The organism is Streptomyces sp. MI02-7b, assembly GCF_033793585.1.
Taxonomy (GTDB): domain Bacteria; phylum Actinomycetota; class Actinomycetes; order Streptomycetales; family Streptomycetaceae; genus Actinacidiphila.
In genome coordinates this window covers 313,431-329,794 of record NZ_JARAWX010000001.1, presented here as the reverse complement: position 1 = coordinate 329,794, position 16,364 = coordinate 313,431, and the positions used below count along the sequence as shown (strand labels likewise).

Genomic DNA, 16,364 nt, shown 5'->3' with positions numbered 1-16,364 from the left:
CCCCGCCGGACCCGGCGGGGGCTCTTCACGTGATCGGGGTCAGTAGGTGATCCGCTCCAGACCGTTCGCCCACGGGTTCACCAGGTACGCGGTGCGGTGGGCGGGGTCGAGGAACAGGCCGCGGCGGCCGGTGAAGTCGAAGTTGGACGTGGAGATCGTGGAGCTGACGAGATTGGCGACAGGATGCCGGGCGAGGACCTTCCCGGTGTCCGGGTCGAGGACGGTGATCTCGCTCAGGGCGTTGTTGTCCCCGGTGGTGGCTTCCTCGTAGAGGTGCGCCACGAGGGCGACGCCGTGCTGCGTGTCGAGGGTCGGCCACATGACGCCCCTCGTCCCGAGGTCGGCGGGCGCCGAGGTGGCCAGGGTGGACTGGGACGCGGAGCGCCAGGTGCTGGTCGGGAAGTCGCCGCTGTTGTAGTTGGGCGTGACGGGCCCGGCGGCGACGTACACCTTGTCGCCCTTGCCGTCCGGCAGCAGACCGGCGACGCATGCGGGCAACGTGGCCAGGGGCGACACGGTACGCGCGGTGACGTCGACCGAGACCGCGTAGTACGGGACGCGCCCGGACAGGCAGGGCCCCATCGTGCCGGAGGTGGCCACGAAGAAGATGCCCGTCGAGGAGTCCACCGTGACATTGCCCAGCGCCCGCCCCGGCTGGGAGGCGTTGAGCGGCAGCGGGTCGGAGACGCGGCCGGTGGTCATGTCGACCGTCCAGAGGCTGTCGACCCCGGACACCCCGTCGTACGTCACCACGGCCGCCCGGTGCCGGGCCGTGTCGACGGCCCCGCCCATGAAGGAGATCGACGTGGAGTCGCCCTCCGGGTCCAGCACCGTCGTCCGCACCTCGGCGCCGGTGGCGGTGTCCCGCAGGGCGACCTCCGGGATGGTGCCGCCGTCGAAGGGCTGGTAGCCGATCAGGGTGCGGCCCGTCTTCTGGTCGGCCCCCACGACCTCGGACATCATGCCCTTGCCGGTGTCGTGCGCCACGACGGTCCCGAGGGTGCCGTCGCTCAGGGAGTACGCGGTCGTCGCCGAGTCGCGCAGGTGGATCCAGCCGTCGTCCCCGTCCACGAAGTCGTCCGTGGACAGCAGCGCGGTATCGCCGCTGACCTCGAAGTTCTCCAGGGTGCCCGAGATCGTCTCGCCGTCGAGGTACTCGACGAACGAGGTGGGCGAGGCCTGCCCGACGGGCTTGCCGTCATGGGTGGCGATGATCCGGACCGGGTACTGCAGCCCGGTCGGCAGGCCGAGCGCCTTCAGGTCCAGCACCGTCTTGCCCTTGACCGAGGGCAGGGGGCGGAACAGCGTGGACGCGTGGTCGACGCCGTTGTCGTCCCGGCCGCTGCCGTTCTGGTTCGTGGCGGTGTTGAGCGCGCCGTACAGCGTCGGCGCCGGGGTCAGGAACTCGATCGCGGCGCCGTCGGCGTCGTCGGTCGCCGAGGCGTCCCAGTTCACCGTCAGCTTGGCGTCGGAGCGGGCGAGTTCGACGGAGTGCGCCTTCTCGGTCGTTCCGTGGCTCAGCAGGGGTGCTTCCGGCCGCTGATCGGCGCCGGGGCCGACCCGCAGCGCCCGGAAGTCACCGAAGACCTGGCCGTCGTAGAGGGTGATACCGACGCCGTACAGACCCGCGCCGCCCGCCGCGAAGGCGGAGGCCGGGATCGTCACCGAGCCCTTCGTGCCGGTGAGCGGAGTGCGCCACTGGGCACGCCACTTGTCGCTCGCGGTGAACGGCGTCCAGTGACCGACCGAGGACAGCACCAGCTCCGGGTCCGTGGTGTCGCGCAGACCTGTCAGGTCGTAGTGCACGGTCACCGGCTTCCCGAGCGGGCTCACGCCGGGCGCGGTGGGTGCCTGCGGCTGGAAGTGGGTGCCGTCGGTCGCGCTCAGGGTGAGCTTGCGGGCGGCCGAGGCGACGACCTTGCCGCCGTCGAGCGCCTCGAACGTCACCTGGAGGCTGCGTGCTTCGGACGACACGAGCGGCAGGCCCGCGGCCCCCAGCAGCTCGCTGGGCAGGACCCGCAGGCTCGGCCCCGAGGAGGGGATCACGCCGTGGTCGCCCACCCGCAGACGGTACGTGAGGTCCTTGTGCGCACCGGTGAGGTCGAGGCCGAAGGTGAGCGGGGCGAACGCGTTCTCGCCGGTCGGCACGTCGTCCCAGCCGCCGGCCGGCCCGGCCAGGTCGATGGCGGACGGGTCGGTGGCCTCGACGAACGAGACGCCGGGCGTGACGGACACGACCTGGCGCTGGGCGACGGACAGGCGCACCGCCGACGGGGCGAGGTCGTGGCGCTTGGCGAGGACCTTCTCCACGGCGGCGGTCACGTCCAGCTGCGTGCCCATGTGCAGTTCCTGGTCCGCCTGCGGGGGCTGGGCGATCGGCCGCCCGGTGGCGACCAGCAGGTCACGCACCTTGCGCGGGGTCAGCGTCTGCCCGGTGGCCTTCGCCGCCGCCAGGACGTCGGCCGCCGCGGCGGCGATCATCGGTGCCGAAGCGGAGGTGCCGCCGTTGAGCACCACCTGCGGGCCGTCCGAGGTGTGGAACAGCGAGGGCAGGTTGTCGCCGGGTGCGGCCAGGTCGATCCGGGTGCCGAAGCCCGACGAGTATCCGGCCGAACCGTTGTAGCGGGTCGTCGGGTAGACGGCGGTACGGACGTCGTCCGAGCTGAGGGTGTCGTCGACGGTGGTGCCGCCCGCGCCGATCACCCCGGTGTCACGCACCAGCGACGGGGTCGTGGTCGGGGCGACGTCGTCGATGCTCGTCTGCGCGTGGGTGCTCGACGTGAGGTCGGTCGGGGTGCTGCCGCCGTCCGGGCCGACGGACACCGGCAGGCCGAGCCGCGTGCCGTCGTTGGAGGAGACGACCACCACGATGCCCGAGTCCACGATGGAACGCAGCGTGTCCCGGATCGCCGGGTCGTCCTCCAGCCACCGCGACGGGAAGCCGATCGACCCGTCGGTGCCGAAGCCGAGGCTGGCGGTGATCACGGTCGGACGCGGCTTCTGCGCGGCGGCGGCGCGCAGTGCCGTCGCGATGCCCTCGGCGGAGGGCTCCTCGGGCACGACGAGCCGGTACTGCGCCCCCGGGGCGATGCCCAGCAGGTCGGTGGCCCCGCTGCCGGTGGCCTCCGGGCGCTGCCGGTCGTGCGGCAGCGGCGCCATCATCGAGAAGTCGAGCAGGACCTCGCCGAGATTGGGGTCCTGGCCCTCGATGGAACCGGTCGGGTCGAGCCGGCCCGCCTTGTCGCTGGTGTAGGTCGGGATGAGCGGCAGGGAGGGGTAGTCCAGGTAGCGCTGGCCGTCCTTGACCACGGTGGTGGGCCCGTAGCCGCGCACGTACTCGTCGCCCGCGTCCGCCATGGACTGGTCGGTCAGGTCGCCCAGCGAGACGTTGGTGACGATCTGGCCCGCGCCGGGCAGCGCGTGCAGGAGGTCCGCGGAGTCCTGGAAGGCCCCGACGACGTTCACGCCACCGGAGTTGAGGTAGGACTGGAAGGACGTCGTCAGCCCCTCGTTGGCGGGCACGCCGCCGGAGGCCGCCGGCGCCGCGGAGCGGGCGCCGCGGCGGGAACCGAGGCCGTCGATCGAGTCGCGGACGGAGTCCGGGAGCGTGACGGCACCGGAGTTCATGGTCTGCGGCCGGACCGCCGAGCGGGCACCCCCGGAAGCGGCCCCCAGGGTGTAGGGGGTCAACGCGGCCGCGTCCGCCCGGCGTTGGAGGACCGTGGCGGACGGGGAGAGCGGCTCGCCGAGCCCGGTGCGGCCCTGCGGCTGCGGCACCGGGAAGGCCCGGGTGGTGCCGTCCTTCCGGGTCAGGGTTCCCGTCCCGTCGTCGGACCAGTGCACCACCGAGCCGTCGGCGAGGGTCAGGGAGTGCGCGGCCGGAGCGGCATCCGGTGGGGACGCCGGGGTGTCGGGGGCGGCGTGGGCGAGCGGGGCCGCGGTCAGGGTGAGGAGGACAGCGGCGAGCGCCGTCAACCGGGTGCGTCTGGAGCGTGAGGACATGCAACGCCCTTCTGGGTGTGTGCAGGGCCAGCTGCGTCGTCGGGACTGGCGGGGTGGAGATCACCTTGGCGGTGCTCCGTCAGCACGGACAAGCTCCCGCGGAAGCGGGTTCGTGCAGTTGCGCACATGCGCGTCGTGCCGAACCGTGGGCGACGGGCGGGCGACGCGTGGACGACCGGCGGACGATCCGTGGAAACCGGCGGGGCGTACGATCAACCTGCGTTTCCCGATCGACAGATGGGCAGGCCAGATGGATGTCACTTCCGGCGGCCCGTGGACCGGCACCGGCCTGGACCCGCTGAGCGGCCGCGTCCTGGAGTTCCTGGTGGGCCACCCCGCGGCCGACGCCGACGCGGTGGCGGAGGCCGCCGGCGTACCGGCCGAGGAGGCCGGGCGGGCACTGCGGACGCTGGAGGACGAACTGCTCGTCATCCGCATCGCGGGCCGGCCGACGCGCTGGCGGGCCGGCCCGCCGCGCTCGTCCCTGGGGTCGCTGCTCGCCCGCAGGCGCAGCGAGCTCGCCCAGGCGGAGTTGTACATGGAGCAGCTCCACGAGGTCTACCGTTCCGTCTCGGGCCCGCACGCGCCGCATCTCGTCGAGGTCCTGGAACGGGCCGAGGAGGTCGCGGCGCGCTACGCCCACCTGCTCAAGGCCAGCCGGCGCGAGGTGCTGCACCTGGCGAAGCCGCCGTACGTGACCGGCACGGAGACCGCCTACGGGGAGGGCCGGGAACGGTCCGCGGGGGAGACCGCCGTCCACGACGGCGTGCGGCTGCGCTCCGTCTACGACACCGAGGGCTTCACCGACGAGATGTCGCTCGACACCGCGCTGCGGGGCACGGCGGGCGGCGGCGAACTCCGGCTCAGCTCCGGCCTCCCGGTCAAGCTGGTGGTCTTCGACCGCACGACCGCCCTGCTGCCGGTCGACAGCGACCAGCCCTCAGCCGGGTCGCTCGTCATCCACGCCCCGGCCCTGGTCGCGGTGCTCGTCGCGCTGTTCGAGGGCCTGTGGGAGCGGGCGGTGCCGATGTCGCTGGAGAGCCGTCAGGACTGGCCGCTCGCGCGTCAGGCGCGGGAGGCGGACATCGACGAGCGCACCCGCGAGATCCTGCACCTCATGGCCACCGGAATGAAGGACGACGCCATCGCGCGCGTGCTGGGCGTCAGCCGCCGCACCGTCCAGAAGCACGTCAGCGAGGCCGGCACGGCTCTCGGCGCCCGGACCCGCTTCCAGATCGCCCTGCTGGCCGCGGAGCGCGGCTGGCTCGAACAGGGCTCGAGTCCGGGCGAGTCGGTGGCCCGGGCCTGAGCCCGGTCATCGGCGCGGAGTGGGGGATCGCCCCGGAAACGGGGAGTTGCGTTGACCAGGTCAGCCGGACGGCACCGCGGCGGTCCGGTTGATCGCCGTCCTCAACGACTGCGACGTCCCCGAGGGGGACCAGCTCGACGCCGCCATGGACCTGGAGTCCCACTCGGGTGCATGGTTCGACGAGGAGATCGTCAAGCTCCTGCGGAGGGAGCGGTTCGCGAGCGTCCTGGCTCAGCTGTGCGCCGAGTCGCTCGCCGGGATCCGGGCCCGGGAGGGCAGGATCCGACCCGGCGTTCTTCCGGGAACTCCATGGCCCGGCCCTGAACGAGGTCCTCGGCATCCTCGGAGCCCGCGCCCCGCAGCGGATCCCGCGTGCGGGAGAGGCGACCTGAGAGCGCCGCGGGCGCTTGCGGCGCCTGCTTCAGCCGCGTGGTGACCTCGGCGCGCGGAGGCGATCGACGCCCGGGTCCGCGAAAGAAGCCGCCCACTGATGTGGGCGGCTGGACGGCTCTCGGCCGACGGGGATCGGCGCGGTCCGCGGGATCTTCGGGTGTTCTGCGGGGTTCTCGGCGCGGGCGCGGCGCCCGCCGCGGGTTCAGGCCTCCTGGGTGACCGCGTGACGGCGGTCGTAGGCGGCGCGCGCCTCGTTCACGGTGGTGGCCCGCTTCTCGGTCCACGTGCACAGTGCCCGCGTCTCCTCGGCGATCTCCCTGCCGAGCGTGGTCAGTCCGTACATGACCAGCGGCGGAGACGCCTCGGGGTTGACGCTGCGCAGGACGAGCCCGTCGCGCGCCATGGTCCGCAAGGTCGGGGACAGCATCTTCCGGCTGATGCCGCCCAGGGACCGCTGCAATTCGCTGTAGCGCTGGTCGCCGCCCTCCCGGAGGCTCACCAGCATGAGCAGCACCCACTTGTCCGCCAGGTCCACGAACACGTCTCGGCTCGGGCAGCGCGCGTCGAGGACGTCCATCGGCGCCGGGACGCTGTCGCCGATCCTTCTTGAGCCATGGGCATGATTCTCCACCTTGCCCCTACGGGAATCCTGGGTTCCTGTCCTTACATGGTCTCCGACAGGGGCTGGCTGTGGCGATCGGGCCGAGCCGGGTCTTTGACGGGCACCGGGCACGGTGGGCCAGGAATCGCCCCGGCGCCGGACGCGTTGCCGGTCAGCAGGGGGGCGGTTCGCGTGGGCGGTACCGTGACAACGGACTACGGACGATCAAGGCGGAACGTCATGCACGGCGAGTACAAGGTGCCCGGTGGCAAGCTGGTGGTGGTCGACCTCGACGAGCGGGACGGGGTCCTGAGGGACGTGCGGGTCGCGGGGGACTTCTTCCTCGAGCCCGACGAGGCGATCCTGGCGATCGACCGGGCCCTGGAGGGGACGCCGGTGAGCACCGACGCCGCGGGGATCGCGGCGCGCGTCGAAGCCGCGCTGCCCGAGGGCACGGTGATGTACGGGCTCACGGCCGAGGGCATCGCCGTCGCGGTGCGCCGGGCGGTCGCGCAGGCGACGGACTGGACCGACTACGACTGGCAGCTGATTCGGGAGGCCCCTCAGTCCCCGGAGCTCCACATGGCGCTGGACGAGGTCATCACCGCCGAGGTCGCCGCCGGGCGGCGTCCGCCGACGCTGCGCGTCTGGGAGTGGGGCGCCCCGGCGGTCATCATCGGCAGCTTCCAGTCGCTGCGCAACGAGGTCGACCCGGAGGGCGCGGAGCGTCACGGCATCACCGTGGTGCGGCGCATCTCGGGCGGCGGCGCGATGTTCGTGGAACCGGGCAACACCATCACGTACTCCCTTTCGGTGCCCGCGTCGCTGGTGTCGGGGCTGTCCTTCGCCGACTCCTACGCCTACCTGGACGACTGGGTGCTGGAGGCGCTGGGCGACATGGGCATCAAGGCGTGGTACCAGCCGCTGAACGACATCGCCACGGAGGCCGGCAAGATCGCCGGCGCCGCGCAGAAGCGCGTGGTAGGGCCCGACGGCGGCGCCGGCGCGGTGCTGCACCACGTGACGATGTCCTACGACATCGACGCCGACAAGATGCTCGAAGTGCTGCGCATCGGCCGGGAGAAGCTCTCCGACAAGGGCACCGCCAGCGCCAAGAAGCGCGTCGATCCACTGCGTCGGCAGACCGGCCTGCCCCGCCAGGCCGTCATCGACCGCATGGTCGACTCCTTCCGCACCCGCTACGGCCTCACGGCCGGTCAGGTCACGGCGGACGAACTGGCGCGCGCCGAGGAGCTCGCCGCGACGAAGTTCGGTACCCCGGAGTGGACCGCGCGCGTGCCGTAACCGTTCCGCACCGGTCCCCGCACCGCCGGGGGCCCCGGCCGCCCTTGACCCGGACCCTCGTAGTTAGACTAGCCTTACCTAACATTGTTGGGTGGCCGGTCGGGGGACGGCCGGGTGTCCGGAGGGGTGCACGGAGTGCGAACGAAGGTGCCGCCGGGGCGCGACGTCCTGCTGCGGACAGTCAGAAGCCGCGGGCGGGACGTCGCCACCGGCGCCCTGCTCGGGGCCGGGCACCAGTTCGGTGAGGCGCTGGTCCCGGTCCTCATCGGCCTGGTCGTCGACCGGGCCGTGGCCGGGGGCGACGGCGGCGCGCTGTTGACATGGCTGGCCGTGCTGGCCGTGGTGTACGTCGGACTCTCCTTCAGCTTCCGCTTCGGCGCCCGCGCCGGCGAACGGGCCGCGGAACAGGCCGCGCACGACCTCCGGATCGCCCTCGTACGGCGTATCCTCGACCCCGTCGGCGGCGCGGAGCGGGGTCAACTGCCCGGCGAACTCGCGAACATCGCGACCGAGGACGCCAAGCGGGTCGGCGCCGTCAACATGGCCGTGATGACCGGCATCTCGGCGCTCACCGGACTCCTCGTGAGCGCCGTGGCCCTGCTGCGCATCTCGGTCCCGCTCGGGCTGGTCGTCCTGCTCGGCACACCGCTGCTGCTCTGGCTCGGACACCTGCTGAGCAAGCCCCTGGAGCGGCGCAGCGAGGCCGAACAGGAACAGGCCGCGCACGCCTCCGGAGTCGCCGCGGACCTGGTGACGGGGCTGCGGGTGCTCAAGGGCATCGGCGCCCAGGCCCCCGCCGTCGAACGGTACCGGCGCACCAGCCGCGCCTCGCTGGGCGCCACGGTGCGCGCGGCACGCGCCGAGGCGTGGCAGGGCGGGGTGGTGCTCACGCTCACCGGAGTCTTCATCGCGGTGGTCGCCCTGATCGGCGGACGGCTCGCCCTGACCGGTGACATCACGCTGGGTCAGCTCGTCTCCGCCGTCGGGCTGGCGCTCTTCCTGCTCGGGCCACTGGAGGTGTTCGCCTGGGTCAACGCCGAGTTCGCCCAGGGCCGGGCCTCCGCGGCGCGCATCGCGTCCGTGCTGGCCGCCGAGCCCGGCGTACCGACCGGCACGGCGGCCCCGGCGGACCCGGTCCGCGGCGGGCTGCGGCTGCGCGGCGTCAGCCTCGGCGCGCTCCGCGAGGCCGACCTCGACGTCCGGCCCGGCGAACTCCTCGGCGTCGCCAGCACCGACCCCGCTGCCGTCCAGGCACTGCTCGACTGCCTCGGCCGCACCGCGGACCCCGAAGCCGGCGTCGTCGAACTGGACGGCGTGCCCCTGCCGGACCTCGACCCGGCCCGGCTGCGCACCGTCGTCCTCGTCGCGGCCCACGACGCCGACCTCTTCGAGGGCTCCCTCGACGACAACCTCGGCGGCACCGGGAACACCCGGCGTGCGCTCGCCGCCGCCTGCGCCGACGAGGTCGCCCGCGCCCTCCCGCAGGGCACGGCCTCCGAGATCACCGAAGGCGGCCGTTCGCTCTCCGGCGGGCAGCGCCAGCGCGTCGTCCTCGCCCGCGCTCTCGCCGCCGAACGGCCGGTGCTCGTCGTCCACGACCCCACGACGGCCGTCGACACCGTCACCGAGGCCCGCATCGCCGCCGGGCTGCGCGAGCACCGCCGCGGCCGCACGACGGTCGTGGTCACCAACAGCCCCGCGCTGCTGTCCGTCACGGACCGCGTCGTGCTCCTCGACGGCGGCCGGGTCGCGGCCGACGGCGCGCACGGCGACCTCGTGCACGACGACGCGACCTACCGGACGGCGGTACTGGCATGACGACGGCACCGCGATCCGCGGAGCGCGAACTGCTGCCCACGGCTACGCCGGCCAGGACCCGTGCCGCCCTGCGCGAACTGGTGCGCCCGCACCGGGCACTGGCCGCGGGCGGGGCCCTGGTGATGGTGGCGGCCACGGCGACGGGCCTGCTGACGCAGCCGCTGCTGGGGTACATCGTCGACCTGGTCACCGACCGGAGACCAGCGGGCGCGCTGACGCTGCCCGTGGTCCTGCTGGTGCTCGTCGCGGTGGCGCAGGGCGTGGCCACCGCCTTGGGCATGTCGCTGGTGTCACGGCTCGGCGAGACCGTGCTGGCCGAACTGCGGGAACGCTTCGTCGAACGGGCGCTGTCGCTGCCGCTGGACCGCCTGGAGCGGGCCGGCTCCGGCGACCTCACCGCCCGCGTCACGCGCGACGTGTCGCGGGTGGCCGACGCGATCCGCACGGCGCTGCCCGAACTGGCCCGTTCCGGCCTGACGATCGTGCTGACCCTGGCCGCGCTGGCCGTGCTGGACTGGCGGTTCCTGTCGGCGGCGCTGCTGGCGGTGCCCGTGCAGGCGTACACCGCGCGCTGGTACGTCCGCAACGCCGGCCCGCTGTACGCCGACGAGCGCATCGCCACCGGCGCCCAGCAGCAGCAGTTGCTCGACACGATCGGCGGCGCGGCCACCGTGCGCGCCTACCGGGCCGAGGCTGGGCACACCGCGCGCGTCACCGAACGCTCCCAAGCGGCCGTCGACCTGACGCTGCGCGGGGTGCGGCTGGTGCTGCGCTTCTACAGCCGGCTGCACGTGGCCGAGTACACCGGGCTCGCCGCCGTGCTGGTGACCGGATTCCTGCTGGTGCGCGGCGGTTCCGTGTCGATCGGCACGGCCACCGCCGCGGCCCTGTACTTCCACAGCCTCTTCGGCCCGGTGAACACCGCGCTCGTCCTGCTGGACGACGCCCAGTCGGCCACCGCGGGCCTCGCCCGGCTGGTCGGCGTCGTCGACGAGCCGGCGCCCGCGGCCGCGGAGCGGCGACGGCCCGCGGACTTCGCGGGTGTCCCCACCGTCGCGGTGGACGGCGTCGGCCACGCGTACGTCCCGGGCCGGCCGGTGCTGAGCGGCGTGGACCTGGTCCTGCGTCCCAAGGAGAAGGTCGCCCTCGTCGGTGCCAGTGGCGCGGGCAAGACCACCCTGGCCAAGATCGTGGCCGGCATCCACCGGCCGTCGTCCGGCCGGGTCGACATCGGCGGCACCGAACCCGCCGAGGGCGCAGGCGCCGTGGCCCTGGTCACGCAGGAGGTGCACGTCTTCTCCGGCCCGCTCACCGAGGACCTACGCCTGGCACGGCCGGACGCCACCGACGAGGAACTGCGCGAGGCCCTGCGGCGGGTCGGAGCCCTCGGCTGGGCGGAGGCGCTTCCCGAAGGCCTCGGCACGGTCGTCGGTGAGGGCGGTCACCGGCTGACCGCGGACCGCTCGCAGCAACTCGCCCTCGCCCGGCTGGTACTGGCCGACCCACCGGTCGCCGTCCTCGACGAGGCCACCGCGGAGGCCGGCAGCGCCGGCGCCGGGCGGCTGGAGGAGGCCGCCGATCGCGCCCTGGAGGGGCGCACCGCCCTGGTCGTCGCGCACCGGCTCAGCCAGGCCGCCTCGGCCGACCGGGTCGTGGTGATGGAGGACGGCCGCATCGCCGAGAGCGGCACCCATGACGAACTGCTCGCCGCCGGGGGGCCGTACGCCGCCCTGTGGCGGGCGTGGGCGGAGAACCGCAGCAGCGCCCGGCCGTAGCCGGCCGCGGGCTTCCGCCGACCCGCGACAGACCCGTCCGTGACAGACCCGACCCGTGACAGACCCATCCCGTCCAGAACCGAACGAACATAAGGATCACGCGATGCCCCGCGCCCCCAGAGCCACCCGGTTCGCCGGACTGCTCGCCTCCGTGCTGATGCTCCTCGGCGCGGTAGCCGCCTGCGGCTCCGCCGACTCGGCCTCCGACTCCCCGAAGTCGGGCTCCTCCGGCTCCGCCGAGGCGTCGGCGAGCACCGCCTTCCCCGTCACCATCGCCCACAAGTACGGCAGCACCACGATCAAGGCCGAGCCCGAGCGCGTGGTCACCGTCGGCCTCACCGACCAGGACGCCGTCCTCGCCCTCGGCACCGTGCCCGTCGGCACCACCGAGTGGATCGGCGGCTACAAGGGGGCCGTCGGCCCCTGGGCGCAGGACAAGCTCGGCTCCGCCGCCGCGCCGACGGTGCTGAAGGACACCGGTACCGGGCCGCAGGTCGAGAAGATCGCCGCCCTGAAGCCCGACCTGATCCTCGCGCTGTACTCCGGGCTGACCAAGGCCCAGTACGACGCGCTGTCGAAGTTCGCGCCGGTCGTGGCCCAGCCCAAGGAGTACAACGACTACGGCATTCCGTGGCAGCAGCAGACCGAGACCGTGGGCAAGGCCCTCGGCAAGCCCGACGAGGCGAAGACGCTCGTCGACGGCGTCGAGGCCGAGTTCGCCGCGGCCAAGAAGGCCAACCCCGCCTTCGCCACGTCCACGGCCGTGATGGCCACGCCGTACGAGGGCACCTTCGTCTACGGCAGCCAGGACGCCCGCTCCCGCCTGCTTTCCGACCTCGGTCTGAAGCTCCCCGCCGACCTGGACAAGGTGATCGGCGACCAGTTCGGCGCCAACATCAGCAAGGAGCGCACCGACCTCCTCGACCAGGGCGTCGCCGTCTGGATCGTGCCCGACACCACCACGGCCGTCACCAAGCTGCACCAGGACAAGCTGTACGCCGACCTGAAGGTGGTCCAGCAGGGCCGCGAGGTCTTCGTGAAGGAGACCGGCGACTACGGCAACGCCGTGTCCCTCTCCACCGTGCTCAGCATCCCCTACGTCCTCGACCGCCTGGTGCCGCAGCTCGCGGCCGCGGTGGACGGCGACCCGGCCACGAAGGTGGAGCAGCCCGCCTCCTGAACTCGTATCACCGGGGCCTGTCCGGCGCACGCGCCGGACAGGCCCCGGTGGGCTGAGTGGGCTCAGCGCTTGAGCGTGAAGGTGAAGTCGCCGGAGAGTCTGCCGCTGAGCCGGACCGCCGAAACGAGGTTCCCCTCGGTGATCAGCCGCTCGACCTCGGCCCGGGGGAGACCGAACCCTTCGGCGATCAGCCGCACCGGCCGGACGGGGATCCGCGCCGCGAAGCGGACCGAGACGTCGATCACCTCGTCGTCGAGGTGACCGGATCCGCCGGTGTCGAGGCGCCAGGCGCCGTCCCAGTCGAGGGCGATGCGATTACGGCGCTGCACGGCGGGATCCTGGAGCAACTCGGCTGCCAGGGAGGCGTCGTTGTCGTGCAGCCGGTCCAGCAGCTCGGGCCGGAGGGAGCGCACGTTCACCCGCTCCAGGATCGAGAGCTTCGCCGTGTCCCCGCAGGCGGTGCAGAGCACGAGGAGCCAGGCGTCGAGCAGCTTGTGGTTCGCGTTGACCCGGAACTTGCCGTTCGCCCGGAAGCGCTCGGACGCGCACGTGTGGCAACGGCGGAGGACGAGGGGCATGCAGGTGGGCACGACCGCCCAGATGGTGAGCACAGAAGTACACCGGTTTCAGTGTGAGAAGTCCGCAGCAGGAAGCAGCGCGACGCACAGGTGCGGCGCGCGACAGATCAGCACTCGGGAGGTCTCACACGGTGTACAACGGGACGTCCTTGCCTCGGCGACTCGGTTCGGCAGCACGGTAGCGGCGTACGGCGGCGCCGTTCCACTGGTTTTCGGCGGGGGAATCGAGTGCCTGACGTGGCGTCAGCGACGCCTCACCTCGGCGTCGTACCGATCGGCGCCGAAGAGGAACACCGGCGGCGCACCTGATCGACAGGCACCTGCCAGTCGGATCACCCGACCAGCCCACCATGACGCTGTGCAGAGACCGACAGGTAGCCGCAGCACCCGCCCGTGCACGCGGGTTCCCCCAGCACTACCCGGCGCCTCTCGGCAGTCGCCCGGAGCGGACGGTGGCTGTCGGCGGACAACGCCTCCTCGGCGAACGGACCGCGCCCTCCTTCGCCGACGGCCCGCGCCACGACGTCCTCGCCGTCGACCCGGATCCGTAGCCGAGCAGCCCCACCGGGGACCCGGTGGCAGCACGCCGACGTCCAGCCGATTGAGCACACGGCCAGGCTACGTGGCACCCGGCATGTGGTGAGGGCGGCAGCCGTCCCACCCTGTCAGTCGGGATCTGCCGGCGGCTCCGCGATGCCGACGACGAAGCTGTCGCCCACGGGCCGGACCTCGGCCGACCACCCCAGCGCGGTGAGCCGGTGAGCTCGTCCGCGTCGTGGAAGGCCTTCACGATGCGCTACGCGCTGCCGTCGTCGATCCGGCGGCGAACCGTAGGGGTGGGCTGCGTAGCGAGGGACTGCGCGCGTTCGGCCCCGCGGGGGCCGACGTCGATGAAGACCGCTTTGCCGTGGGGTGCGAGTGCGGCGGCGACGGTGCTCCAGAAGCCCGGCAGGCGGGACGGCGGAACGTGTGACAGCCGGGAGGCGAAGAACACGGTGTCGTAGCGGCGCGGCGGCTGCCAGGCGAACAGGTCGGCCTGGACGAACCGCACGTTGGGGGAGGCCACTCGACCACGCGCGATACCCGGCGTCTCCTCCGCCACGTCGACGGCGGTCGCCGAGCGCGCCCGGGCGGCCAGCGCCCCGGTCCACTGACCCGTTCCGCAGACCAGCTCCAACACGTCTTCCACGATGGGGAGTTCGCCGACCGAGCCCAGTAACCCGCGCAGATCCTCGCGCTGCGCACAGGGCCGGTCGTACCCGCTCGCGTGGGGCCGGTAGTAGGCGATCTGCTCTTTCAAGAGGGCATCGTCATCCATGCTCGCGACCCTGACGCGTGCGCTTTGCATGGTTCACACGGTCCATGGCGATGAGCACGATCGAGGGGAGGAAGCCTGCCTGCTGCTTCCCCCGCCGGTCTTCGGCGTGGAAGCAGCAGGGCGGGGTCACCGTGGGCGCGGTTCCGGCGGTTGTCGTCGCCGCCCTCCCACGGCTTGCGGCGGCCAGGGGAAACCGAGTTCTTGGGCGCGCTTGCGGGTTCCACCGCACACGCGGCCGTAGGTTCTCGGGTCCTCGTCGGCGAGGCGGCGCAGTGCAGCGGCGGCCTGGGTCTCGGGTGGGGTGCCGTCGTCCGGGATGTCCCAGCGGAACTGGAGGGGGCTGTCGGCCCCGTCCGGGGTGCCGGAGGCGAGTCCGGGCACATACCAGAAGGTCACCACGGTGACGTCCGGATCTTCCAGGCCACTGCTGATCCAGCCCCGGCTCGCGTCCCATCTGCTCAGCAGATCCGGCGTCTCGATCAGCCCGGCTTTGATGAGGCGGGCCACGGCGCGGGCACGCCAGGACCAGGAGCGGTCGGTCTCGGCGCGGGCGATCTCCGCGTCGTAGGCCGCGGCGTCGAACCGGTGGGGAAGCACCTCGGGCGGGGTTTCCCGTGAACCGGACATCGACCGACGCCAGTTCTCCCACACCACCTGGTCGCCGTCCCGCCGGATCGTGACGTACAGCGCGCCGCAGCACCCCTCGGTACAGCGGGCCTCCGCGAGCTGCACTTCACGGGGCTCGGGACCGGCGCGAAGGTGCCCGTCCTCCAGGAGGAGGTCGGGGCCGTTGACGGGACCATGGGTGAACACGGCCGGGACGATCGGGCGTCCGTCGATGAGGATGCGGGCCTCCACCTGCTTCGAGTGAGCGGGGTCGCCCGCCACCATCTCGACGTGCAGCCTGCCGGCCGTGGCGGGGAGGGCGAACGGCCGCCGTCCGGTGCAACGTATCCACCGTGCGCGCACCCCATCGTCCGCGTCGCCTCCGGCGATGTCCGCGGTCGAGGCCCATCGAGGTTCGGCGAGCAGCCTCCCGAGCGATTCCAGCAGCGCGGTGCGCCGGCCGGGAGGCCAGTCGAGCAGGACGCCGGTGCCGCTGCTCAGATCCAGCGCGAGCGACAGCAAGGCGGCGTGGTTGTCGAGGCTCGGCGGCAGAAGACCGGCGCGGGTGACGACCCTTTCGTACAGCTCGGGCGCGTCGCGGTAGGCGAGGAGGTCGGTCGGGTCGTCGTGAGAGCGTCCCATCCACACGAGCAGCCTGCTCGCCCGGGCCAGCAGAGCCGTGTCGGAGGGATGCCGGTCGAGCAGTCGCGGCAGCCGTACGGCCTCCACGACCCGGCGCGCGTCCGCCGCGCCGACCCGGCCCGACGAGACGGGGAAGGCAGTCAACTCTTCCTGTACGGCGCGCTGGTCTCGCGCACACAGGGCGCGCACGAGCGGCCGTAGCTCGTCGTGGGGGCGGGCGGCGAGCGACACGACACCGGCTGCTTGCCGGTCCAACCTTTCCAGGGCCTCGACGGCAGGGCCGGTGAACTCCCGGAGCAGACCGAGCGTGAACAGATACGGGATGTCCTCGGGCTCACCGAGGCGGACGAGCAGGGCGATTCCGGAGGCGACGGCCGACACGGTCGTACCGGTCCGGGTCAGCGCCCTGCCCAGGGAGCGTGCCGCGGTCCACTGGCCGGCCGGCAGGGCCAGGCCCGCGACCGTCGAGTGGACCAGATGGCGGTGCCGGTCCCGGACGCCGAGCCGGGCAAAGCGGCGATGCAGGGTCGCAGAGTCATCCGGCAGTGGATCCAGCGCTGCGCGAATGGCCTTCCTCGCCTCGTCCCAGGGCAGCTGGGGGTCGCCCGGTTCCCGTCTCTCGGCGAGGGAGTGACCGCGCCGGGGCGGGAGCCCGTCGGGGGATTGGTGCAACAGGCTCAGGGCGCGGTCGTACAGAGCGAGGGGGAGGGCGGGCGCGGCACGCCCTTCCTCAGGGTTCACCGGCTGGGGTGGGACTCGATTCCGTAGGTCATGGGCGCAGCCTGTCAGGCCGGTCCACGTGCTGTCGAAGGAATTGGGCGAAACACCGCGCGGGCG

At 72.9% G+C, this 16,364-nt stretch carries 10 protein-coding genes; 5 read left to right on the top strand and 5 right to left on the bottom strand.

The annotated features are described in order from the left end of the window. Positions 1 to 39 precede the first annotated feature (39 nt). Complete coding sequence (locus tag PV364_RS01310; protein ID WP_319657663.1) at positions 40 to 4,002, bottom strand: S8 family serine peptidase; 3,963 nt, start codon at positions 4,000 to 4,002, stop codon at positions 40 to 42. Positions 4,003 to 4,252: 250 nt separating this feature from the next. Here PV364_RS01310 and PV364_RS01305 point away from each other — a divergent pair, with 250 nt between their 5' ends. After that, on the top strand, positions 4,253 to 5,311 hold the full coding sequence (locus PV364_RS01305; RefSeq protein WP_319657662.1) for a helix-turn-helix transcriptional regulator: 1,059 nt from the start codon (positions 4,253 to 4,255) through the stop codon (positions 5,309 to 5,311). Positions 5,312 to 5,906: 595 nt separating this feature from the next. Here the strand turns inward: PV364_RS01305 and PV364_RS01300 are convergent. After that, positions 5,907 to 6,281 carry a helix-turn-helix domain-containing protein gene (locus PV364_RS01300; RefSeq protein ID WP_319657661.1) on the bottom strand — a complete coding sequence of 125 codons (375 nt, stop codon included), beginning with the start codon at positions 6,279 to 6,281 and terminating at the stop codon, positions 5,907 to 5,909. Positions 6,282 to 6,545: 264 nt separating this feature from the next. Here PV364_RS01300 and PV364_RS01295 point away from each other — a divergent pair, with 264 nt between their 5' ends. From PV364_RS01295 to PV364_RS01280, 4 genes are all read left to right on the top strand, one after another. Next, on the top strand, positions 6,546 to 7,610 hold the full coding sequence (locus tag PV364_RS01295; RefSeq protein WP_319657660.1) for a biotin/lipoate A/B protein ligase family protein: 1,065 nt from the start codon (positions 6,546 to 6,548) through the stop codon (positions 7,608 to 7,610). A 135-nt stretch (positions 7,611 to 7,745) separates the two neighbouring features. After that, positions 7,746 to 9,428, top strand: coding sequence for an ABC transporter ATP-binding protein (locus PV364_RS01290; RefSeq protein WP_319657659.1), 1,683 nt, complete (start codon positions 7,746 to 7,748; stop codon positions 9,426 to 9,428). After that, positions 9,425 to 11,203: an ABC transporter ATP-binding protein gene (locus tag PV364_RS01285; RefSeq protein WP_319657658.1), complete on the top strand. Its 1,779-nt coding sequence runs from the start codon at positions 9,425 to 9,427 to the stop codon at positions 11,201 to 11,203. The genes PV364_RS01290 and PV364_RS01285 overlap by 4 nt, the downstream gene beginning before the upstream one ends. Before the next feature lie 103 nt (positions 11,204 to 11,306). Further along, positions 11,307 to 12,383 (top strand): ABC transporter substrate-binding protein, encoded by a 1,077-nt coding sequence (locus tag PV364_RS01280; protein WP_319657657.1) that lies wholly within the window; start codon positions 11,307 to 11,309, stop codon positions 12,381 to 12,383. Between the two features lie 62 nt (positions 12,384 to 12,445). On the opposite strand, the gene PV364_RS01275 is transcribed toward PV364_RS01280, so the two are convergent. The 3 genes from PV364_RS01275 to PV364_RS01265 all read right to left on the bottom strand — a co-directional run bounded on the left by PV364_RS01275 (position 12,446) and on the right by PV364_RS01265 (position 16,268). Further along, positions 12,446 to 12,994 (bottom strand): DUF1062 domain-containing protein, encoded by a 549-nt coding sequence (locus PV364_RS01275; RefSeq protein WP_319657656.1) that lies wholly within the window; start codon positions 12,992 to 12,994, stop codon positions 12,446 to 12,448. 763 nt (positions 12,995 to 13,757) lie between these two features. Beyond that, on the bottom strand, positions 13,758 to 14,279 hold the full coding sequence (locus PV364_RS01270) for a class I SAM-dependent methyltransferase (protein WP_319657655.1): 522 nt from the start codon (positions 14,277 to 14,279) through the stop codon (positions 13,758 to 13,760). 126 nt (positions 14,280 to 14,405) lie between these two features. Beyond that, on the bottom strand, positions 14,406 to 16,268 hold the full coding sequence (locus tag PV364_RS01265) for a hypothetical protein (protein ID WP_319657654.1): 1,863 nt from the start codon (positions 16,266 to 16,268) through the stop codon (positions 14,406 to 14,408). Between the last annotated feature and the right edge of the window lie 96 nt (positions 16,269 to 16,364).